This is a genomic window from Sporosarcina sp. P25, from assembly GCF_002743235.1.
GTDB classification, from domain to species: Bacteria; Bacillota; Bacilli; order Bacillales_A; family Planococcaceae; genus Sporosarcina; species Sporosarcina ureae_B.
Map to the genome: position 1 here is coordinate 81,166 of NZ_PDYV01000009.1, position 22,249 is coordinate 103,414.

The window sequence follows — 22,249 nt, forward strand, 5'->3', positions numbered from 1 at the left end:
CACAGTTTTCTGCAAAGTACTTGGAATTATATTAAAAATTACTGAAAACTACGTCAGTTCGCCACTCTGCGTACATTCCTATTTTTGGAACGATAAAATTAACTCGGCCATTTTTTCAGGTGTTTTCGGTTCAGTCGTTTTCTCAATATTTGACAGCAATCGAGCTTTTTCCTTCACGAGTGTATTAAATTGTTCTGTAACAGACTGCACCTCGAATTGCTCTTCTCCTATTTGCAATGCCAGCCCTTTGGAAGCAAAGTATTCAGCATTCAATATTTGATCACCGCGGCTTTTTGACGCGGCAAGCGGAACAAGCAACATAGGTTTATGAATCGCAAGCAATTCGAAAATCGCATTGGAGCCAGCACGCGAAACCGCGTAATCAGCAGCTGCTAGCAGATCAGGCAATTCATCGGTGACATATTCATATTGTACGTACCCCGCCACCGCAAGTCCTTCTACCACATTCCCTTTACCGCATAAATGAATGATCTGATACTTCTCAAGTAACGCGGGTAATTCATTGCGCACCGCTTCATTTAACACGGCAGAACCTTGGCTGCCCCCCATAATAATAAATACCGGTTTGTCGGAACTCAGACCCGTCCTGCGCAAGCCCTCTTCCCGATCGCCCATAAATAGCTCGGGACGAATGATTGGCCCTGTACACATGGATTTTGCTGCAGGCACGTACTGCAAAGTCTGTTCAAAGACCGTAAATATTTGTGACGAGAACGGCAATGCCAATTTATTCGCAAGACCTGGTGTGACGTCCGATTCATGTACGACGACAGGCACGTTCGCAAGCTTAGCCGCCATCACGACGGGTACTGAAACGAATCCACCTTTTGAGAAAATAATTTCCGGTTTCACTTTGCGAAGAATAGAGAGCGCCTGTAGTGTCCCGGCTCCAACACGGAATGGGTCCGTAAAATTCTTCAGCGAGAAATAGCGCCGTAACTTTCCACTTTGAATCGCATGATATACCACTTCGGGGTGGCCGTCCGCGATCAATTCTTTTTCGATTCCTTCATGGGAACCAATATAATGCACACTATACCCTTTACTTAAAAAAACGGGTATTAACGCTTGATTGACAGATACGTGTCCTGCTGTACCGCCACCTGTTAATACGACTACCGGTTGCTTCATTCATTCCATCCTTCCATATACGTTGTCTACTATATTTCATGCTACAATAGTCAAAATGAAAAAATTAGTAGAGGAAATCAAAACTATGACTACTGTAACAAAACCTTTGCAACAAAAAACATCCATTTTCATTAAGATTATGATTCCCATTGTGATTACGCAAGTTGCGCTTTATCTGATGTCGTTCTTCGATATCCTCATGACTGGACGCTATGATACGTTTCACTTAGCGGGCGTGACCATCGGCAGTTCCTTCTGGATACCGGTCTATACCGGCCTTTCTGGAATTCTGATGGGCCTTACCCCTATTATCGCACAGCAAATTGGCGCAAAGAATAAAAACGATGTGCGTCCTACTGTCCAGCAAGCATTATACGTATCTCTCGCCCTTTCGGCAATCATTTTCGTATTGATCCATTGGGTCGTGTTACCCGCCATTACAAGAATGCCACTAGATGCGCCCGTTATAGAAGTAGCATCCGCTTACTTGACTGGCATGAGTATCGGATTGGTTCCACTCATGGCCTATACCGTATTGCGTTCATTTTTTGACGCACTCGGCGCAACTCGTGTCTCCATGTTCATCATTCTGCTATCCGCACCGATCAATATCGCATTGAACTATTTATTGATTTTCGGTAACTTCGGTTTCCCGGAACTTGGTGGTGCAGGCGCAGGGTATGCATCTGGCTTTACGTACTGGCTCGTGTTCTTCATTGCGGTGCTCATCGCCTGGTCATCCCGCCACTTTAAGGAGTATACGCTGTTTAGGAGTTGGCAAAGAATCTCTTTGCGCAAATGGAAAGAAATTTTACTCATTGGCGTGCCGATCGGTCTATCCATTTTCGTGGAGACGAGTATCTTTTCCGTCGTGACGTTATTGATGAGCAGCTATACCGCACAAGTCATCTCGGCTCACCAGATTGCGCTCAATTTTACGTCTCTTCTCTATATGGTGCCGTTAAGCGTCTCAATGGGTACAACGATTCTAGTCGGTCAATCCATTGGTGCGAATAAAACAAAGGACGCGCGCGAGTATACGTATCTCGGCATCGCGTTCGCAGTTGTTTTCAGTTTCCTATCCATATTCATCTTACTGATGTTCCGTGAGTCGATTGCTTCTATGTATACGACGGACACGGCGATTATTACACTAGCCGTACATTTCTTCGTCTACGCGGCACTATTCCAGCTGTCGGATGCGGTGCAAGCGCCGATCCAAGGTGCGTTGCGCGGCTATAAGGACGTGACGATGACGTTCTTAGTCGGCGTCGTGTCATTCTGGCTCATTGGACTGCCTACCGGATTCGCGCTAGCACGTTATACAGAACTAGGTGCATACGGCTACTGGGTTGGCCTGATCGTCGGCTTGACGGTGGGCGCGGTGATTCTTTCGTTTCGGTTGCGTTTTATACAGAATAAGTATCGTGAATAAAAATAAAAGGCCGATGGAGTGTTTATTCCATTGGTCTTTTTCGTTGTAGTTTACATATTACTTATGCCGAATTAGTGCGTGCAATGCGAGTTTCGCTCATTAATTCGTCTAAGCGCTCATAGTTCATGCGTATCCGCTCTATACTCACCGCCAACCGCTCTATCCTAGTCCGTCACCGCTCATACTATACGTTAAGCGCTCTATAATGGCTTGTAACCGCTCATTACCTCTAGCGTCTCTATTAATCTGGACCTATCTCGCAAACTTACACAACGAAAAAACAAAGTCTTGTACTCTCTTCATTAAAAAAAGGTCAATGGATATAACTCCATTGACCTTCCCATACTTACTTCTGTATAAACTGTTGTGTCCAGTAATGACCATTCGCATCATAGCCAATACCGATATGTGTAAACTCAGGCGTCAAGATATTCTGACGGTGTCCAGCTGAATTCATCCAAGCTGTCACGACATCTTGTGCACTGCGCTGACCCATCGCAATATTCTCGGCTGCCGAACGGTATGTAACGCCATTTTGCTTCATCTGATCAAACGGTGAACCGTATGTCGGGCTTGTATGAGAGAAATAGTTGTTTGCTGCCATATCGGCTGATTTCTGCTTTGCGGATTTCTGCAAGGCTGCATCGATCTGTAATGGCTTGAGACCTGCCTTCGTACGTTGCGCATTCGTTAAATCGAGTACGGCTTGTTCTGTAGCTGATACATTCGCTGTTTGTTGCTGTGCCGGCTTGTCTGTTTGTGGCTTTTCTGCTGGTTCGTTTGGTTGTTGTACAGGCGGTGTTGGTTTCGCTACCGGTTTGCTCTGTGGCTTCTGGTAGTTACTCCAGTAATACGAGTACACCTGTTGATTGGCGAAGGCACAATTATACGTCTGTGTCTGCACTTGATTTGTCGTGCTTGCCTCTGCTGCATGAGTAGGCAATAAAATAGCTGAACTTAATAAGATGAGTGATAACGGTTTTTTCATCTTGGTCCCTCCTTTTCTACGTGACCTAGCATAACGTAAAAGAAAAGGAGAGATCTTGGTTATTCCTACCAACTTGTCCAATGAACTCTACAAAGCTATGGAATGAGAGTCTGAGGGTAATTGTATTGGCAACCTTATCCAATGGAGAACATCATTAACAATAAAAAGCTATTGACAACTAGTTTTCGGGCAAGTATTCGATGTCCGAAAGTTGCTCCCCAATGATCACCAACTTGGACGGGATTTGCATATATTCCGGTATCCAGTTGACCATGCCGTATGCATATTGGAATAAATGGGAGTACCGCGAACCTTCTAGTTGGATATAGCCCTTCATACGGTAGACGCTGTCCGGTACTGTTCGCACCCAATCCTCAAAGTGCTCTTGGTTGACCGGGGCATCGAATGACAACACTTTTGAAGCAAGAGGCAATCCGCTACCTGTGGAGATGGGCTGTTTCGGCGCCGCCACATTGACCATTTTCTCGATATAGCCGAAATCGACTTTCGCATTCACTGTCTGGACGAGCGGTGCGTAAGAATTGAATTGTGTCACTTGCATCGTCACAAAGGCCAATTGATGATCTGTCAGCAAATCCGTTTTATTGAGAACCATGAAGTGTGCATGGCGTACTTGTTCGAGGAATAAAGCTTGAATTCGTGGCGACAGCTTGTCACGGTCCACCCAGCGCTTGGCATCGACCACAGTGACAATTCCCTTGACGTCTAGCTTCTCTGCAAATAACGGCGAGTACACGGCGTCTAACGCTTCTACAGGGTGAGCTGCACCCGTCGTTTCAATGAACAGCACATCAATCTCCGGATAATCTGCTAGCAAGCCTTGTAATTGCGCTTCCGTAGATTCCGCACCTGTACAGCATATACAGCCGTTTAGTAATTCTTTTAACGGAACCTCGCCTGCATCCTCGACGATTTGACTGTCAATATTCAACTCTCCAAATTCATTCATCAATACAGCTGGTTGTCTACCGGATTCCTTCACTTGCTCGACTAAGCTTACGAGTAAAGACGTCTTGCCGCTTCCGAGAAAGCCGCTGAGTAAGTATACATCAATCATTCTATATCATCCTTTTCCATAGAGAACACGCGCCCAACGATTGCTGGACGCGTGTTTCTTTGATTATGAAGTAATTTCTTTTAACACAACTTCTTTCGCTTTCAGCAATTGTGGGTCATCTTTTTTCATCTTGTCCCGTAATTTCTGCATTAAGCCGACCGTTGTATCTCCAGTCAAGATGCCTGTCTGCTCTAGTGACAGATCTTTCTGCAACGTTTTAACAGCTTCTGCTGTATCCGCGTCATAAAGACCATCTGCTTCTCCTGGGTCATACCCTACAGCTTCTAGCATTTCTTCTGCCGCTTGTACGGAAGGAGAAACGGTACCTTCGTCCATCTCTTCAGATGAATCAAGGAAAGGTAGTGACGCATACGAAGGATAAGGTACTTTAACGTCAGGCTCGATCCCTTTTTTGTGGATCCAGTTGCCGTCTGGAGTTAACCATTTCGCTGTCGTCAATTTCAAGTTGGAACCATCCGGTAATTGGGTAGGTGTTTGAACCGTCCCTTTACCAAACGTCTTGACGCCGACAATCGGAATACCTGCAGCTTCTTTTAACGCACCCGCTAAGATCTCAGACGCGGACGCACTGCCCTCATCTACAATCAATGCGACTGGGACCGTTACTTTCTGTCCGTTAGAAGAAGGATACGCTTCCGGCGTCTTACCTTTTTCTTCCGTTTGGAATAAGATTTTGCCGTCCGGAACGAACAAATCGGAAATATCGATAGCACCGCTTAAGATGCCGCCTGGATTTTGACGCACGTCAATCAGTACGCCTTCCATTCCTTTATCGGTCATTTCATTCAGCGCTTCGAGCAATTCTTCATACGTATGTTCTGAAAACGATGTGATATTAATATGAGCGATGTTGTCGTCGAGCATTTCAGCGTATACCGTATTGATCGGAATCACGTCACGAACAATCTTGACGTCAAAGGGATCCGATTTTTCGCCGCGTCGTACAGATAATGTCACCGTCGACCCTTTTTCTCCACGGATGAGCAATACCGCTTCCGATGAAGACAAACCTTGTATGCTTTCGCCATCGACCGACAGTACGGTATCATTCGGTAATAAACCTGCCTTTTCAGCAGGAGAGTTTTTTATCGGTGAAACGATACTAATATAGCCGTTGGACTCTTGAATTTCTGCACCGATTCCTTCAAAACTCGAAGAAATGCTTTCATTCAATTGCTTGGCTTCTTTTTCATTTAGATAATCAGAGTACGGATCACCCAAGGAATCGACCATTCCGTTGATCGCGCCGTCAATGACGACTTGATCATCTACATCGTCAAAATAACTTTCTTTCAGTTGATCATATGCCTCATACAGTTTCTTGAACTCTTTTCGTTCCATACCTACTTGATTCGGTTTGACGACTTCTACTACTTTTTCGTCTCCGACTGTCAGTGCCACGAAGGTAACGGCGGCTGTCGCCAGCACAAGGAAAAAAATGAGCATGATCAGAGAAAACGGTTTGATCCGAATATAGCGAGCAGGTTTCGGCGCTTCCGGTTGTGGTTTCCCGTTCTCATGCGAATCGTTTTCGTTCATGGTCTCCCTACTTTCCATATCCCTGCAAAAGACCGCTGCCAAGAGCGGTCTTTTGCAAGTTTCTATCTATTCTATTATTCAGCAATGGCTGCGTCTAGCGCGACTTCGATCATTTCGTTGAATGTCGTTTGACGCTCTTCAGGCGTGGTAATTTCTCCTGTTAAGATGTGGTCACTTACTGTCAGAACAGCGAGTGCTTGACGGCCATAACGAGCTGCTAGCGTATATAGGGCTGCGGCTTCCATTTCGACCGCCAATACTCCATGACGCGCTAATTTTTCATGCTGAGCGTCTTCATTATAGAAGAAGTCTTCTGTGTAGACGTTTCCTACTTGTAAATGCAAGCCTTTTTCTTTCCCTGCATTATACGCTTTCATCAATAAATCAAAGTTTGCGATCGGCGCAAAGCGAATCGGACCGAATGTTACGTCGTTTAGTGATGAGTTTGTTGTCGCGCCTTGTGCAAGGATGACGTCACGTACTTTTACGTCTTTCTGAATCGCGCCACATGTGCCAACGCGGATCAATTTCTGGACGCCAAACTCTTGCATTAACTCTGTTACGTAGATAGAAATAGACGGAACGCCCATGCCAGTACCTTGTACGGAAATACGTTTGCCTTTATATGTTCCCGTAAAGCCAAACATGTTCCGTACCTCGTTGTACTGTACAACGTCTTCTAAAAATGTTTCTGCGATATACTTCGCGCGTAATGGATCTCCTGGAAGAAGAACCGTTTCTGCGATATCGCCTGGTTTTGCATCAATATGTATACTCATCTTTTTTCAGCCTCATTTCACTAATTTGTTATTATCATACAGTGAATAATGGCGAGATGCAATGAAACCCTCGCCATTTATCTGCTGCAAAGCTCTTGATAGATGGCGTATATTTCATCAAACGTAGTAGAACGTAAATGATCATCCGCCATGTCCTCTACGTAACGCGACAATGAATCGAAATCCTCTTCATCTTTTGGGAAACCGGCATCGAGAAACATCCTCTCTGCAAACAATGCCTTGACATCGTCTTTTTCACCGCCACGATAACGTAGTGCGAAATGGTAAAAGGATCGATCCATCGTCGTCACCTTCCTTCATTCAAATAACCCTTTGTATTCTTCATAGCCTTCTTTTTCTAGATCACTCACCGGAACGAAACGTAATGCGGCGGAGTTGATGCAATAGCGCAAGCCGCCTTGTTCTGGTGGTCCGTCTGGGAAGACATGTCCTAAGTGAGAATCCGCTGACTTACTCCGTACTTCTGTGCGGCGCATGCCGTGAGCTGTATCGAAATGCTCTGTAACTTCCACGGCTTCGATCGGCTTCGTGAAGCTTGGCCATCCACAGCCCGCGTCGTATTTATCGTTTGAACTGAATAACGGCTTACCTGACACGATGTCTACATAGATTCCCTCTTCAAAGTGCGCGTCATATTCATTACGAAATGGTGGTTCCGTGCCATTTTCTTGCGTCACATGATACTGCATCTCTGTTAATTCAGAACGTAAGTCTTTTTTCATCAACGATTCCCCCAATTCTTTTCGATAAATCCTGCGCGTCCTGATCCGACAGTGTAACGTGCATAGTGGTCTGGGTTCTTTTCGTAATACTGCTGGTGATAGTCTTCGGCGGGATAGAATATTTCCGCAGGGAAAATATCCGTCACGATAGGCGCACTAAACTTGCCGCTATCTTGTAAAGCTTGCTTGGAACGTTGTGCTGCTTGCTGTTGCTCGTTAGAGTGTGTATAGATCGCTGATTTATACGATTCGCCACGGTCATGGAACTGGCCGCCTGCATCAGTAGGATCAATCACTTGCCAGAAAACATTCAATAATTCTTCGTAACTAATGACACTATCGTCGAATTCGATCTCTACCGCTTCTCTGTGACCGGTTGTATTGGAACAAACTTCTTTGTATGTTGGATTGACAGTATGCCCGCCCGTATAACCACTCGTAACCGAATGCACTCCATTGTATTGGTCAAATGGTTTAACCATACACCAGAAGCACCCACCTGCGAAAGTTGCATGTTGTGTTGCCATAGTCGTTGCCCTCCTTAGTTTTTCGGTATCAATACTTCTAATATAATCTCATCTTGCGCTAAATTCACTTCTTTTGCCTTCACTTGGAAGTCACCCGAAAGCGGCAAGTCCTTCAAATTGATGAATATTTCTTCTTCTTTCGGTCGCACGACCATCCATGACGGAAGCTCTACCGAATTCTTCAGTAATTTCAGTACCGTGGAAGGTGGGATATTCAACTGTCCTAATTCCATAGACGATTGTTTAAGGATTAAGTTTCCGTCTTCTCGTACGACTGGGTCAAAATGCATCGCGAGCGGTAATGTATGCGAGAATACCGTGAGTTCGGACGTCAACAATACATCGTCACGCATTTCTAGTTCTACTGGCAACGTGCCTTTAACGGCTTTTCTAATATACGTGTTCGCAATGCCTTCAAAATTGTCTTTCGTTGTATTTAGTGCCATCGTATAGCCTTTCTCTTCTACTGCTTGGTCTTTCGGAAGAGCTGGAGAAGCGGTGGTGCCACTGATGAGGATGATAAGCCCCACGAACCCTGCCGCAACTATTCCTGCCAGACCGAAAAATGCTATTTTCCAACTATTCATCTTGTACTTCACTCCACTTCCAGGTCAACCGCTGAACAGCCTTTAATTTCTCTTACAAATCGCTCTTCCATCAAATCATACCCTTTACTGTTCGGATGGAAGAAGTCTGTGTGATAAACCAGGTTTTCATTCGAATCAAATAAATCTTTTACCGGAACAAAGCAGGCCATCCCGTCTTGTTCCACTTGTTCTTCTATCGAGCGGTTCCAGTCTGCGATAATGTCTTCAAACTCCTGTACTTCGTCTGTCACGACGGAGAAAGGATTGTAGAGACCCGCCACGATGATCGGTGCATCCGGGTTATAGAGGCGCAAAATCTCAAACAGTTCTTCAATTCTTGTTTCAAATTTACCCAGCGCCTTATAAAAATCAGACATTTTCATCTGCATGAAATTACCTTTGACGACTTTCATGATGTCATTGCCACCAATCGTAAAGACAATATAATCTGCCTGAATGACCGCTTCTTGCACTTCTTCATCTTGCAATTGCTTTAAAAACTGGTCGCTTCGCCGTCCGCGTTTTGCTAAATTTATGGCGTCCACTTCCATAATGCCTTTCCATTGTTCCATGTCCGACGTCAAACGGCCAAAATATCCGCCTTCTTTCCGTTCATCCCCGACTCCTTGGGTTAATGAATCACCTAGCCCTAACACATTTATACGTTTAGGGATGAATGATTCCGGCACAATAAACGGATCGAACGCAACGTTTTCACGTTCCGCAAGCGTCGTCTCTTTTTTGCTGAATGGGACCTGGCACCCTGCTAAGAACAATGAGAAGACGAGACTCAGCACTAGCATTCTTCTCATAATCTCATATCCTTTATAGTTAGTATCACTCGGTGTAATACATGAATCCGATCGCGCCTTCTCCAGTATGGGTACTGACGATCGGAGTCGTAAATGTCAGCATCACTTGAATGCCCATCTCTTCGATCTTACTTTTTAGCGGTTCCGCCATTGCCAGACCGTTTGCATGGGCGATTCCGACACTACGAATTACTTTCCCTGCTGTTTCTTTCTTAAACTCGTCAAACAAATAAGAGACTACTTGTTTATGGCTGCGCACCTTCGCGACCGGCGTATACACCCCGTCCTTCAGTGACGCGATAGGCTTGATGTTCATAAGGGAGCCAAACATCGCTTTCCCTTTGCCAATTCGTCCGCCTTTCACCATATTATCGAGAACATCCACCACGACGTATAAAGAGGAACGTTTTCGTACACTATCAAGTTCCTCCACGATTTCTGCTACCGACTTGCCTTCTTCGGCCAGTCGGCATGCTTCAAGCACTTGGAAAGACAGGGCATGTGAAATATACATTGAGTCGATGACCGTAACGTCTGCGTTTGACGCATGAGCTGCCGTTTCCGCAGATTTCACCGTCCCGCTCATGCCACCCGTCATATGGATCGAAATAATTTGTGATCCATCCGCTCCCAGTTCATCATACAGGTTCTGGAATACGCCGACTGCCGGCTGTGAACTTTTCGGTAATTCTTTTGCATCGCGCATTAAGTCGAGAAATTCTTCCGGTTGGATTTCTACGCCGTCAATATAAGACTTGTCATTGATGATCAGTGTTAGAGGTACAACATGGATATTGTATTGAGCAATCAGTTCATCCGATAGTTCTGCAGTGGAATCCGTGACGATATGAATTTTTTTCATGATTTCTATCTCCTTCGCGTGTGGCTTTCTGCGATTTTTTTCGCTGTATTTGATATAGTGTATTGCAGGAGGTGCTACAAGAATGGAAGAAGCATTCGATTACAAAAATCTGCATGAAGAACGCTGGAATGCAATTACGCATGCCATCGGGTTCTTACTCAGCATACCTGCATTAGTCTTGCTGATCTTAAAAGGCGTGAAACAAGGCACGGGAATCGCTATAACAAGCTTTACCATCTTCGGCGTATCCATGTTGTTATTATTCCTCGCCAGTACGCTACTACATAGTATGCCTGTGAAATTGAAATCGTTTTTTGCGATTCTTGACCATTCCGCTATCTATGTACTGATCGCCGGAACCTATACGCCGTTTTTGCTCGTCACCTTAAAAGGTGCACTCGGTTGGACGTTATTCGGCATCATCTGGGGAATGACCTTGTTCGGCATATTGTTCAAGATCTTTTATATTCACCGCTTCGCCAAACTATCACTCGCCCTCTATCTCATTATGGGCTGGCTCATCGTGTTAGCGATTAAACCGTTATATAACGCACTGCCGCCACAAGGGCTATGGTTGCTCGTGATTGGTGGGTTGTTCTATACAGCAGGAGCGTACTTCTTTATGTCACGCCGTGTACCGTACAATCATGCAATCTGGCACCTGTTCGTTATGGCGGGCAGCACATCGATATTCTTTAGCGTTCTTCTCTATGTATAGGGGAGAACGTTATTTTTTATCCCAAATTTGGTAGGTATAGGCGGTGCCGTCTTCTGCATAATGTGGCTCCGACTTGCTTATCAATGCGTAGTCTTCTTCGTATGCTGGAAAGAATGTGTCACCCGGGTAATGTTTCTCGATGACGGTAACATACAATCTGTCTGCATCATCTTCCATCGACATCTTGAAAATCTCCGCACCGCCGATGACCATCACTTCGTCCGCATAGTCTTTTGCAAGTTTCACGGCACTATCTAGATCATGAAAGACCGTGACGCCGTCTGCTTGATAGTCTGTATTGCGCGTGATGACAATATTTAATCGACCTTTTAACGGACGACCAATCGATTCGAACGTTTTGCGTCCCATAACGATCGCCTTGCCCATCGTTTTCTCTTTAAAGTATTGAAGTTCTTCCGGAATATACCATGGCATCTCATTGTCCTTGCCGATGACTCGGCCCAGATCATGTGCCACCAATAATGAAATCATTGTATGCCCTCCTTATACTGCGATCGGTGCTTTAATTCTCGGATGTGGATCATAGCCTTCAATCGAAATATCCTCTACCGTCAAATCAAAGATCGATCGACCGTCGTAATTCACATGTAATGTCGGTAATTCTTTCGGCTCTCTCGCTAATTGCTCGTGCACTTGATCAATATGGTTCTGATACAAGTGTGCGTCACCTAATGTATGGACGAATTCGCCTACTTCTAAACCACATTCATGCGCAATTAAATGAATGAGTAATGCATAAGATGCGATATTGAACGGAACACCTAGGAAGACGTCCGCACTGCGTTGATAGAGTTGGCATGATAACTTGCCGTCCGCCACGTAGAACTGAAACAGTAAGTGGCATGGCGGCAGTGCCATCGCGTCGACTTCAGCAGGGTTCCACGCCGTGACAATGTGACGACGCGAGTCAGGATTGTTTTTGATGCTGTCGATCACTTGTGCCAGCTGATCGATGACTCCACTATCGCTGTCCCACGCTCGCCATTGTTTGCCGTAGACGGGCCCTAGATCACCGTGCTGCTTCGCAAATTCTTCATCTGCTAAAATTTTCTCTTTAAATAAAGCGAGTTCCGCTTTGTAAACCTTCGCGAACTCTTCATCTTGTAGTACACGGCGACCAAAATCGGTCATATCCTCTCCTGTATACGCCGCACTTTCTACATACCGTTCAAATGCCCATTCATCCCAAATTCCATTACGTTCCTGTATCAACGTACGGATATTGGTATCTCCTTTAATAAACCATAGTAATTCTGAGACAATCAAACGAAACGCCGTCTTTTTTGTCGTGACTAAAGGAAATCCTTGCGCTAAGTCAAAACGCATCTGATAACCGAAGACACTGTATGTCCCCGTACCCGTACGATCTCCCTTTTTCGTTCCTGTATCCAGAATATGTTGACATAGATCTAAATATTGCTTCATGCTTCAAGCTCCCTCTTCTGAAATTACACTCATTATAACATTAAGACGACAAAACACACCACGAAAGGGCTGATTAAAAAAGCCCGTTCGATGGTGTGTTTTTCGACCGGTATTCACTGCTCGTCGTATAGGGTTATTTTTTCAAATGTCGCCTTTGCTTATAGCGTGTAGTATACACGAAAATTCTTCTGCGCTCAGTAGGATACAGTGGCTTTCTATAGATCAGCAATAAATGATTAAACAATCTTTTCAACCTTCCATGCCAGGAATTAAAGGGTCATCGTTTTTCATTTGAGTATGTATTGGTTGCATGAAAATTCCCCTTTATGAACACACTAGATGTGAAGTAATCATAAGGAGGAAAATACATGAAAAAAACAACATGGTTCATGATGGTTCTTTTAGCTGCACTGGTCGTGATGGGTTGCGGAACAAAAAATGATAACACGGCGCCCGTTGACGAAAACACTACTACAAATGAAACATCCAATGGGACTGTTGACGAAAACGTTTCAACTCCTAGTACCCATGAGACCAAGGTGGAGTCGGCTGATGAAGCGGCAGACAAAATCACTGAACTGACAGAAGTGGATAGTGCCACTGTACTGGTTACGGATCATAACGCGTATGTTGCGGTTGTCTCAAAAGATACGGCAATGAAAGAAGCGACAAAAGAGCTGGAAGATAAAATCGCGGAAAAAGTTCGTTCTTCTAATTCGGCTATTGAAAATGTCTACGTTTCCCTTAATCCAGACTTCGTAGATAGAATGACCGGTTATAGGGAGAAAATTAACGCGGGCGAGCCAGTAGAAGGATTCTTCGATGAGTTTTCGGAAGCAATGAAACGCGTATTTCCAGATGCACGATAATATTTCGACGATGCGAAAAAGACGTAATTCTGTTAGCTAGTGTATGTCGGCTAAAAAAATAAACATCTCTCTATGATTGGAAAAAAGCGACCGACCCAAAATTTACCACGTTTATTAATCACACTACTCGCCTACACTGTCAGTACACTACATGGTGAGTGTATGAGGTCACTGAACTAGTTCAGTGACCTTTTTATATTCACCCATTTGGAACCAGAGCATAAAATAAATAGGAACGCTGTATATGATGAAAGGAGTGAGTTCATTGTTAAACACTAGTCAGACATACAGTAATGCCCATACACAAACTATAAATAATTTATTAAAAGCTATTAATGGAGAGTATCATGCGATATATTGTTATGGAATTTTAGCTAATCAAGCGCCAACTCAAGAGATTAAAGATAAAATACTAGAAATAAGAAATGACGAAATGAGGCACTACCAAAGCTTTTGGTCTCTCTATTTCCAATTGACCGGTAAGGAACCCGTACTTAACTTCACAGAAAACTGTGAGAAAGAGTATAAGAGTGGCGTGAAATCAGCTTTTATGGATGAGCAAACGACTGTCGACTTTTATCATACTGCTGCACGTGAAACGCAAATCCCAATGGTTAGGTCTTCTTTTACTCAAGCATCAGCCGATGAACAAAACCACGCTGTTTGGTTCTTATATTTTTAAAATCATAGCTAGTGGTGAAAGAGGAGGCGTGGTTATGTACAACTCAAACAAACAACAGTTTGGGAAAAATACAGACTCTCCTGAAGTGTTTGCTGCCAAGCTTGCATTGTTGGGGGCTGCAATTTCTACATTGGGGGACGGAATTCAGACCATCGCAGCAGGTATTGCACTTCAAGAACTAGAAAACTCAAACCGACAAGATCCCCAAGATCAGCTATCTGAAGAAATGAAAAAAATGCAAAAGCAAATTGATCAACTAAGTAAACAAATTGCGAAAATGGATAAAAGTTCATGAATGGGTAGATGTTTTAGGGGGGGCAAAAAAGATCCCTTTTTTCACTTTGTCCACTCTATCTAAGTTGTTTAAATTTCGGAAAGTCTATCAATCTAATCTGCCCGCTATTTTCGAATCCCAATGTACTTCAATCCATCTACCCCACTCTTGTATAACTATAAAAATGTAGACGATAAAAAACACCCGTCATGAAGAAGAGTGTTCGATATTTTTTAGGTTAGCCATTTCGGTGGTGTGTTTTTGGACCAGTAAATATCACCGACTGAGTGGTGTGCGACAAATCCATCATCCGCTGTATGGTAATGGAAATTATAGAAGTAGCCGTCACTTGGTCGTTTTTCTGTACGAACGTGGAACTTAATAAGGTCCTGTTCCGCTGTTTTGTCATAAACGTGGAAAATCTTTTCCGCATAATCTCCTGAAGGTTGCTCGGTAATGGCGAGACGGCGATCTGCTGCGTTATGTACGGTTGTTTGGATCACCGCTTCGATTCGTGGAAAAATCTCGTGATCGAATTCATTCTGGATGACGGGCCCGATACGCTGTCCAAACTTTTCATAGGTCAATAGACGTGCGTGCGCGACCAATTGCTGTTCTTCGGTGTAACTGTCAAGTGTCAGTAAGTCATTTCGATTTTCTTGCAGTTCAAGGGAATACTCCATGCCTTCTGCGTGGGTTCCGGATTCATTCGGTTCATGCTTGTCTTGAAAGTTTGTCCAAATTTCATGATTGGGTGTAATGATGCCCAGTGTTAAGACGGCGACAGATGCGATCATCAGCCGCTGTAACCATTGCTTCATTTCCATCACTCCTTCAACATTCCGTCATACATCTACATAACTCATACGAAAAGCGTCACAAAAGGTTTCATCTTTTACTATTTCATTGTACAATAAAGTCAAACTTCAATCATCAATTTTCACAAAATGTTCTCTGATTGCAAGTTAAGCGGATTTCAATCAACGCGCTACATATAAAGGAGGTCGCAACAATGGATGTTAACTTACTACTAGGTATTGGTATGCTTGTATTGACTTTGTACTTGAGCTCCCTTAATTTCACTCACTAATCCAAAAGCGAAGAACGCCATCTAGCCTCGACAGGCGCTGGAAGACGGATTGTAAAGGTGCGTACTTCCACCTTTAGGATCTGTCAGAAGTGACCCGAGAGGCTGGCGTTCGTAGCTAGATGAAACCAAAAGCGAAGAACGCCGTTTAGCCTCGACAGGCGCTGGAAGACGGATTGTAAAGGTACGCAATTTCACCTTTACGATCTGTCTGAAGTGACCTGAGAGGCTGGCGTTATGTAAAAAAAGACTGTATGGCTTAATAAAAAGCTATACAGTCTTTTTGCTATATTAGTTATTAAGTAAAGAAATGAGACCACGCTAAAACCTATTTCATTTCCCCAGAACACCATAATGCACTTTCGTATACGGGCGAATTTGCTGAATAAAACCAAAGCGTTCAAACATTGGTGATTGGTAGTGGTCTTTTAGTACAACACGCCGTCTACATACCCGCAAAGCTTCTGCTACCCATCCTTCCGTAACAATATCAGTCACGCCAATTTCCCGTAGCACTTCAAAATTGGAAGATTCTTCGATTGGTGTCGTGAACATCGGATCAAGGAAAACGATGTCGCGTGAGTTCGTTTCGCAAGTTTTCAAGAAATCTACGGCTTCCGCATGAATGACTTGCACTCGCCTCATCGCTTCTTGCAGTAGTGGAAAGTCGATAGAAAAGTTGTGTAATCCAACCTTTGTGAGAAACGCGATAATTGAGTCCGCTTCAATCCCTTCAACTGTTCCTTTTTCACCCACTGCGCTCGCCGCAATGATGGCATCCGATCCGAGACCGAGTGTGCAGTCGAGGAAAGAGTCTCCTAGCCTGAGGTCAGCTGCCGCCACGAGCGGATCTGCTTCGCCTTTTAGTATGCGTTTCAAGCGATAGGTCGCAGAGTTCGGATGAAAGAAGAACGGTTCGTCACTACCTTTTTGGTAAAACGAATAGCGGTCCTTCCCCGCTACCAGAACACCCGCTTGATAGATGTTCTGCAGTTTAGGAATGGACCGCTTATTTCGTTCGACGACAGGTGCCTGTAACGCGTCCGCTGCTTGCTGCAGAAGTGCCGCGGAGTGTTCATCAGGTCGTCCTGCTGTCGTAATAATCACGTTCACTGAGCGACGACTTTAGTTAAGACGTCGACGAGATGATCTTTAATTTGATCTTTTTGGAAGTTCTCGATTTGTTCACGTGGAATAAAGTATACCACTTTACCTTCATTCCAAATCGCAATGGATGGTGAACTTGGTGGGATTTCCGGGAAGTACGAACGGAATGTTTCTGTCGCTTCTTTATCTTGTCCGGCAAACACGGTAAATAAGTGATCCGGCTTTACTTCTTCTATCGCCTCGCGTACTGCCGGACGTGCCAAACCTGCTGCACAGCCACAGACAGAGTTGATCACAATAATAGCTGAACCTTCCAAGTCTTTTAGCGTATCATTCACTTCTTCAGACGTTGTGAGTTCCGTAAATCCTGCAGTCGTTAGTTCTTCGCGCATCGGTGTAACGATTCCGCGCATGTACTCATCATAAGCGTTCATTTGAATATCTCCGCCTTTCGTTTTGTTACAGATTTTATGTCGTACTTATTTCAATAGTAAAGGATAGAGAGAATTATTTCACCTGTTTGAATTGGCGAATGACGGAATAGTGTAGTTGCTCCTATTTTTTGGCCAGCACTTCCCTATATGAATCATCATTCATTCATGATAAAGTTATCTTACTATTCTATGAAAACGATGAGGAGTGTGAGTAATGGGGAAATTAGTAGGTAAAATTGCAGTCGTAACAGGTGCAGCGCAAGGAATTGGAGAGAAGATAGCGGAGCGTTTACTTCTGGATGGTGCTTCGGTAATTATTTTGGACGTAAACATGGAAAAGTTGGAAACAACAGCTTCTGCGTTAGATGCTTCAGGTGAAAAGGTTTGCGCAATGAAGTGCAACGTAGCCGATCTGGAAGATGTGACGAAAACGTTCTCCACTATTTACGGGAAGTTCGACAAGATTGATATTTTGATTAATAATGCAGGTATTACGAGAGATGCATTTTTCCATAAAATGACGACCGAACAATGGCATTCTGTACTGAACGTCAATCTCCATAGTATGTTCTACACGTGCCAAGCAGTCATTCCACAGATGCGAATGCAACAGTACGGCAAGATCGTCAATGTCTCTTCTTCTTCCAGTTGGGGCAATATGGGACAGGCAAATTACAGCGCGTCGAAAGCCGGTGTGCTTGGATTGACGAGAACGCTTGCTAAAGAAAACGGCAGTAAGCACATTACAGTCAATGCGGTAGCACCTGGTCAGATCAATACCGATATGACCAAGGATTTGCCACAAGACGTGAAGAAAATGGCAACGATGTTAACGCCTGCCGGTCGTATGGGTGACCCTTCGGAAGTTGCTTCGGTTGTTGCGTTCTTGTCTTCTGATGACTCGAGTTTTGTGAATGGAGAATGCATAAGTGTGAGTGGCGGATTTTTGATGGTTTAATTTGCAGATATACCTGCGTGAGAGCTTCCTGATCGTTCTCGCACAGGTATATTTTTTACGCTAAACGCTTGCCTATAGGCTTGTATTTGACAGCTTTCTGGAGTCTTGGAATCAATATGATAGACAGAATCGTGACGCCGATATCTAGAGGTAAATACGCAACCATCCAGGACCACGCAAGTGCGTAACTGAATCCTGCAGGCGCTTCTACCCAGTATACATAAGCAAAATACATATAATTTGTACCGATTATGTAGTTAACGGCTATGGCAAGAAAACCTGCCCCTGCGTAACTGATCCACGATTGTTTACGCTCAAAGAACTTTCCTACGATATACGCTACGAAGATAAAAGAAATAATGTACCCGAACGTCGGGCTGATGAAACTGCCGAGTCCTCCTTTAAATTGCGCAAATATCGGTGCACCTGCCAATCCGATAAATAAATAAGCGAACATAGACAAGGCACCCAATCGGCTGCCTAGTAATCCCCCTGCCAATATAGCAAACAGTAATTGAAGTGTGACGGGCACACCTCCGATCGTCAACAGTGGCGCAATATTCGCTCCTACCCCCATCAATGCTGCAAATAATGCGCAAAACACAATTTCCTTTGGTTTCATTTTCTGATCCTCCTACTTTCTATTGTTGTCTTTACAAATATATGTTAACATAATTTTGTAATTAGTTAACATATATTTTTAAAAGGAGAGTTTAACGTGTCGATATTATTCATTACCGGAACAGATACCGATGTAGGAAAAACCGTAGCCACCGTGTTACTCAGTGACTTTTTGTCTGAAAACGGTCAGCAATTTGTACCGTTCAAACCTATCCAAACGGGAGCGGTGTTACATAATGAACGCTTAACCGCGCCAGATATTATGACGTATGAACTGGCTTCCGGTAGAGAACAACCTATCTCCGACTATTTATTTCCTACACCTTGCTCTCCTCATTTGGCTGCTAGATGGGAAGATGTCCAAATCGATACAAACAGATTGACTCAAACTGTGAAGAAACTCAGCGAAAATTTTGACGGAATGGTAATAGAAGGAGCTGGCGGACTCTATGTTCCGCTCACCTCAGAAGGCTATTGCATGATCGACTGGATGGAAGAATTAAAGGCTCCTGTCATATTAGTAGCACGAGCCGGTGTGGGGACGATTAACCATACACTTCTTTCTATTGAAGCAATGAAAGCAAGAGGCATTCGAATCGCTGGCATTTTATTCAATGATTTGGCGCAAGATTCCCCCACTATCATCAAAGATAATGTGGAAATGATCTATAAGATGAGCGGTGTCCCTGTGATTGGGATTATTCCTTATCAGAAAGACATTCGAGAAACGTTGACCAGTTCGGGCAAGAAAAAGACATGCTATGAAGAATGGGATTATTCAATTTTAGAGGAGGCGTTACTAAGTGGATGCAAATCAGTTGCTCAAGAAAAGTAAGCAACATATGTGGTTACCATTTACACAGATGTCGGATTATGAAAAAGATCCGCTTATCATTGCAAGCGGAGAAGGCGTGACCGTGACGGATATACATGGCAAGACGTATTTGGACGGCTATTCTTCTTTGTGGCTAAATGTACACGGTCACCGAAAAAAGGAGCTGGACGAGGCGATTCAAACACAACTGCAATCCATTGCGCATTCGACGTTACTCGGTGCTGCAAATATACCCTCGATTCTGCTGGCTGAGAAATTAGTGGAATTAGTTCCCGAAAAATTGACGCGTGTATTTTACTCCGACAGTGGCGCAACGTCTGTTGAAATAGCGGTGAAGATGGCGTATCAGTATTGGCAGAATAAAGGTATTGAGAAAAAAACACGTTTTGTGACCGTCAGCAATGGCTATCATGGAGATACGGTCGGTACGATGAGTGTCGGTTCAATTGAACTGTATCACAAAGTCTATACTTCCCTATTGTTTGATGCGCTTGTCATTCCCTTCCCGTCAGTTTACCGTCACCCTTCAGGTGATGACAATACTGTACGGGATGAGAGCCTACATGAACTGCGCTTGCTATTTGAAGAACGTCATGAAGAAATCGCAGGAATGGTGCTTGAGCCGATGATTCAAGGAGCTGGCGGAATGAATACGATGCCTGCAGGTTATTTAAAGGGTGTTGAGAAGCTATGCAAAGAATTTAACGTACTACTGATTGTCGACGAAGTAGCCACCGGTTTCGGACGTACTGGGAAAATGTTCGCTGTCGAGCATGAAGGAGTAGAACCCGATCTGATGACTGTAGCAAAAGGACTTACAGGGGGCTATTTGCCAGTCGCCGCTACGTTCGCGACCGAAGAAATTTATAATGCGTTTTACGGAGAATATGAGGAAATGAAGACTTTCTTCCACGGACACTCCTACACGGGAAATCAGCTTGGGTGTGCAGTAGCATTAGCGAACTTGGAGATTTTTGAGAAAGAGCAACTGGTAAAGCAAGCAGAGGAAAAAGCTGCGTTTCTTAAAGAATTACTAGTGGATGTACAGCAACTTCCGCATGTGGGAGATGTTAGACAATGTGGCTTGATGTGCGGAATTGAAATCGTCAAAGACAAGCGCACTAAAGAGTCGTTCCCGGTAGAAAGACGTGTCGCTTACCGCGCTACGCTTAAAATGAGAGAGCTTGGTTTGCTGACTAGGCCGCTCGGTGATGTCATTGTCCTGATGCCACCACTGGCTACTTCACATGAACAGTTAGCGGAAATGGTGAATCTTATGAAGTCCGGAATACTAGCAGCGACGGAAGAATTAGTAGATGTGGGTAGTGTCCAGCAATAACTACACATTTTATAGAAAAGACTGCGCTAGAAACCATGGTTTCTAGCGCAGTCTTTTTCCAATTACTATTTTATGTTTATCATTTTTTATGAAATCGGAAGTCTTAGTCATTTTTGCATCCATACACTGATAGTAGTTACCTATCACTTGGCATGGCGCTCCATCATTTCCCGTGTTACATTAAAACGCGGTTCTATTGTATCGCCGTCTACTTCCTCTACCCCAATCAGTACGGAAATCACACGTTCTCCATTGAAGACTGCACTCCCCGTAAAACAAGAACCGGCAGCGTCAGTATATCCTGTCTTTAACCCATCCACGCCATCCATTTGCATACGCATACCCGGTAACAATAAATTCGTATTCCACATCTTCATTCCTTGTTTAGACATGAAGTGTGTCATGCTGGTAAACTCCAATACTTGGGGATGTGTTTTAATAAGTTGATCCGCAATGATAGCCATATCTTTGGCGGATGCCAAGTTGTCTTTCCCCTCACCTCGTCCTAAATAATTGCCATCCAAGCCATGTGGATTATAGAAAACGGTTTTCTTTAACTTAAACGCACGTGCTTGTTCATTCATGATCTCAACGAACTCCTCTTCCGTCCCTCCTACTATTTCAGCCAATGCAAGGGCCGCATCATTTGCTGAAATAACCGTCATCGCGGTGAATAATTCGCGTACTGTATAGCTTTCATTCGCTTTCATGCCGAGTTTTGAAGCACTCGCAAATTGTGCCATATCGAGGACAGTGGAACTTGGCTGATAGGTAGTTTCCCAGGAAATCGTGCCATTTTTAATCGTGTTCAACACGATATATTGCGTCATTAATTTTGTCATGCTAGCAATCGGTAATGGTTTTTTGCTGTTTTTCTCATACAGCACTTCACCTGTATGTGCATTCAAGAGAATCATGGCCTTTGACGAGACACTCCAATTCTCTTCTATCACTTGCACATCATTCCATTGGGTAACGACTGCATAGATTCCCAAACAGATGAGTAACACCAGTAGTAATTTCTTCATGTATACACCCGCCTATACTATTCATTATGAAGTAGAAGTATGAAGAATGGTAGTGGACGCTTCTTAAGATTGTATGAAAAATATAAAAGGACTTTTTAATGTGAAAAACGTGCACTACTCTTAGTGAAAAGGTTTCATTTAGTTTGACTAGTAAAAAATCGGAAGACTGCTAGTGGGTTATTTATTACTAGAAACTTCTTCGCTCGCTAACTACTTTAGAACTGAATTTCGAAATCCGAAATATAATCTACTTATATATGTAAGCGTTTGCTATAATCAAATTATTCAGGCTATCGCACTATTAAATTGCGATAATCTAACTTAATTG

At 43.9% G+C, this 22,249-nt stretch carries 26 protein-coding genes; 8 read left to right on the top strand and 18 right to left on the bottom strand.

Going from position 1 to position 22,249, the window contains the following annotated elements; all coding sequences use genetic code 11:
• Positions 1–78: 78 nt before the first annotated feature.
• Entirely contained in the window at positions 79–1,152 is a 1,074-nt protein-coding gene (locus CSV70_RS09695) for an undecaprenyldiphospho-muramoylpentapeptide beta-N-acetylglucosaminyltransferase (protein WP_085130745.1), read from the bottom strand.
• An 85-nt stretch (positions 1,153–1,237) separates the two neighbouring features.
• On the opposite strand from CSV70_RS09695, the gene CSV70_RS09700 reads away from it, so the two are divergent.
• Entirely contained in the window at positions 1,238–2,587 is a 1,350-nt protein-coding gene (locus tag CSV70_RS09700) for an MATE family efflux transporter (RefSeq protein ID WP_099628879.1), read from the top strand.
• Between the two features lie 346 nt (positions 2,588–2,933).
• Here CSV70_RS09700 and CSV70_RS09705 read toward each other — a convergent pair whose 3' ends face one another.
• The 10 genes from CSV70_RS09705 to CSV70_RS09750 form a co-directional block, all read right to left on the bottom strand.
• A complete protein-coding gene (locus tag CSV70_RS09705; protein WP_085130749.1) occupies positions 2,934–3,575 on the bottom strand; it encodes a CAP domain-containing protein in 642 nt (213 codons plus the stop codon).
• Positions 3,576–3,753: 178 nt separating this feature from the next.
• A complete protein-coding gene (locus CSV70_RS09710) occupies positions 3,754–4,653 on the bottom strand; it encodes a CobW family GTP-binding protein (RefSeq protein ID WP_099628878.1) in 900 nt (299 codons plus the stop codon).
• Between the two features lie 63 nt (positions 4,654–4,716).
• Entirely contained in the window at positions 4,717–6,213 is a 1,497-nt protein-coding gene (locus tag CSV70_RS09715; protein WP_099628877.1) for a lmo1851 family serine protease, read from the bottom strand.
• 74 nt (positions 6,214–6,287) lie between these two features.
• Complete coding sequence (deoD, locus tag CSV70_RS09720; RefSeq protein ID WP_085130755.1) at positions 6,288–6,992, bottom strand: purine-nucleoside phosphorylase; 705 nt, start codon at positions 6,990–6,992, stop codon at positions 6,288–6,290.
• Positions 6,993–7,069: 77 nt separating this feature from the next.
• Complete coding sequence (locus CSV70_RS09725) at positions 7,070–7,294, bottom strand: YozE family protein (RefSeq protein WP_085130757.1); 225 nt, start codon at positions 7,292–7,294, stop codon at positions 7,070–7,072.
• 15 nt (positions 7,295–7,309) lie between these two features.
• Entirely contained in the window at positions 7,310–7,735 is a 426-nt protein-coding gene (gene msrB, locus CSV70_RS09730; protein ID WP_099628876.1) for a peptide-methionine (R)-S-oxide reductase MsrB, read from the bottom strand.
• Entirely contained in the window at positions 7,735–8,262 is a 528-nt protein-coding gene (msrA, locus tag CSV70_RS09735) for a peptide-methionine (S)-S-oxide reductase MsrA (protein WP_085130760.1), read from the bottom strand. Before msrA ends, msrB begins: the two co-directional genes overlap by 1 nt.
• A gap of 14 nt (positions 8,263–8,276) precedes the next feature.
• Entirely contained in the window at positions 8,277–8,849 is a 573-nt protein-coding gene (locus CSV70_RS09740; RefSeq protein ID WP_085130762.1) for a YpmS family protein, read from the bottom strand.
• A gap of 8 nt (positions 8,850–8,857) precedes the next feature.
• Complete coding sequence (locus tag CSV70_RS09745) at positions 8,858–9,661, bottom strand: GDSL-type esterase/lipase family protein (protein ID WP_099628875.1); 804 nt, start codon at positions 9,659–9,661, stop codon at positions 8,858–8,860.
• Between the two features lie 25 nt (positions 9,662–9,686).
• On the bottom strand, positions 9,687–10,523 hold the full coding sequence (locus CSV70_RS09750) for a DegV family protein (protein ID WP_099628874.1): 837 nt from the start codon (positions 10,521–10,523) through the stop codon (positions 9,687–9,689).
• Between the two features lie 82 nt (positions 10,524–10,605).
• Here CSV70_RS09750 and trhA point away from each other — a divergent pair, with 82 nt between their 5' ends.
• Positions 10,606–11,241, top strand: a complete 636-nt coding sequence (gene trhA, locus CSV70_RS09755; RefSeq protein ID WP_085130768.1) for a PAQR family membrane homeostasis protein TrhA — start codon at positions 10,606–10,608, stop codon at positions 11,239–11,241.
• Between the two features lie 9 nt (positions 11,242–11,250).
• Here trhA and CSV70_RS09760 read toward each other — a convergent pair whose 3' ends face one another.
• The gene (locus CSV70_RS09760; RefSeq protein WP_099628873.1) at positions 11,251–11,733 is read right to left on the bottom strand and encodes a dihydrofolate reductase; all 483 of its coding nucleotides are present in this window, start codon (positions 11,731–11,733) and stop codon (positions 11,251–11,253) included.
• Positions 11,734–11,745: 12 nt separating this feature from the next.
• On the bottom strand, positions 11,746–12,687 hold the full coding sequence (locus CSV70_RS09765) for a thymidylate synthase (RefSeq protein ID WP_099628872.1): 942 nt from the start codon (positions 12,685–12,687) through the stop codon (positions 11,746–11,748).
• Positions 12,688–13,055: 368 nt separating this feature from the next.
• Between CSV70_RS09765 and CSV70_RS09770 the strand changes: the two genes are divergently transcribed.
• The 3 genes from CSV70_RS09770 (at position 13,056) to CSV70_RS09780 (ending at position 14,533) form a co-directional block, all read left to right on the top strand.
• On the top strand, positions 13,056–13,556 hold the full coding sequence (locus CSV70_RS09770) for a YhcN/YlaJ family sporulation lipoprotein (RefSeq protein ID WP_099628871.1): 501 nt from the start codon (positions 13,056–13,058) through the stop codon (positions 13,554–13,556).
• 265 nt (positions 13,557–13,821) lie between these two features.
• Positions 13,822–14,238 (top strand): ferritin-like domain-containing protein, encoded by a 417-nt coding sequence (locus CSV70_RS09775; RefSeq protein WP_233191797.1) that lies wholly within the window; start codon positions 13,822–13,824, stop codon positions 14,236–14,238.
• Between the two features lie 34 nt (positions 14,239–14,272).
• Positions 14,273–14,533, top strand: a complete 261-nt coding sequence (locus CSV70_RS09780) for a hypothetical protein (protein ID WP_085130778.1) — start codon at positions 14,273–14,275, stop codon at positions 14,531–14,533.
• 212 nt (positions 14,534–14,745) lie between these two features.
• On the opposite strand, the gene CSV70_RS09785 is transcribed toward CSV70_RS09780, so the two are convergent.
• The 3 genes from CSV70_RS09785 to CSV70_RS09795 all read right to left on the bottom strand — a co-directional run bounded on the left by CSV70_RS09785 (position 14,746) and on the right by CSV70_RS09795 (position 17,140).
• Entirely contained in the window at positions 14,746–15,333 is a 588-nt protein-coding gene (locus tag CSV70_RS09785) for a YpjP family protein (protein ID WP_085130780.1), read from the bottom strand.
• A gap of 599 nt (positions 15,334–15,932) precedes the next feature.
• On the bottom strand, positions 15,933–16,712 hold the full coding sequence (locus CSV70_RS09790) for a class I SAM-dependent methyltransferase (RefSeq protein WP_099628870.1): 780 nt from the start codon (positions 16,710–16,712) through the stop codon (positions 15,933–15,935).
• Positions 16,709–17,140 carry a BrxA/BrxB family bacilliredoxin gene (locus tag CSV70_RS09795; protein ID WP_085130784.1) on the bottom strand — a complete coding sequence of 144 codons (432 nt, stop codon included), beginning with the start codon at positions 17,138–17,140 and terminating at the stop codon, positions 16,709–16,711. Before CSV70_RS09795 ends, CSV70_RS09790 begins: the two co-directional genes overlap by 4 nt.
• 214 nt (positions 17,141–17,354) lie before the next feature.
• On the opposite strand from CSV70_RS09795, the gene fabG reads away from it, so the two are divergent.
• Positions 17,355–18,098 carry a 3-oxoacyl-ACP reductase FabG gene (gene fabG, locus CSV70_RS09800; RefSeq protein WP_099628869.1) on the top strand — a complete coding sequence of 248 codons (744 nt, stop codon included), beginning with the start codon at positions 17,355–17,357 and terminating at the stop codon, positions 18,096–18,098.
• Between the two features lie 55 nt (positions 18,099–18,153).
• On the opposite strand, the gene CSV70_RS09805 is transcribed toward fabG, so the two are convergent.
• Positions 18,154–18,720: a biotin transporter BioY gene (locus tag CSV70_RS09805; protein ID WP_099627574.1), complete on the bottom strand. Its 567-nt coding sequence runs from the start codon at positions 18,718–18,720 to the stop codon at positions 18,154–18,156.
• Between the two features lie 96 nt (positions 18,721–18,816).
• On the opposite strand from CSV70_RS09805, the gene bioD reads away from it, so the two are divergent.
• Together bioD and bioA are read left to right on the top strand one after the other, a co-directional pair.
• Positions 18,817–19,554 (top strand): dethiobiotin synthase, encoded by a 738-nt coding sequence (bioD, locus tag CSV70_RS09810; RefSeq protein WP_158232404.1) that lies wholly within the window; start codon positions 18,817–18,819, stop codon positions 19,552–19,554.
• A 7-nt stretch (positions 19,555–19,561) separates the two neighbouring features.
• Entirely contained in the window at positions 19,562–20,893 is a 1,332-nt protein-coding gene (gene bioA, locus CSV70_RS09815; protein ID WP_233191800.1) for an adenosylmethionine--8-amino-7-oxononanoate transaminase, read from the top strand.
• 143 nt (positions 20,894–21,036) lie between these two features.
• On the opposite strand, the gene CSV70_RS09820 is transcribed toward bioA, so the two are convergent.
• Positions 21,037–21,921, bottom strand: a complete 885-nt coding sequence (locus CSV70_RS09820) for a D-alanyl-D-alanine carboxypeptidase family protein (RefSeq protein WP_099627571.1) — start codon at positions 21,919–21,921, stop codon at positions 21,037–21,039.
• Positions 21,922–22,249 lie beyond the last annotated feature (328 nt).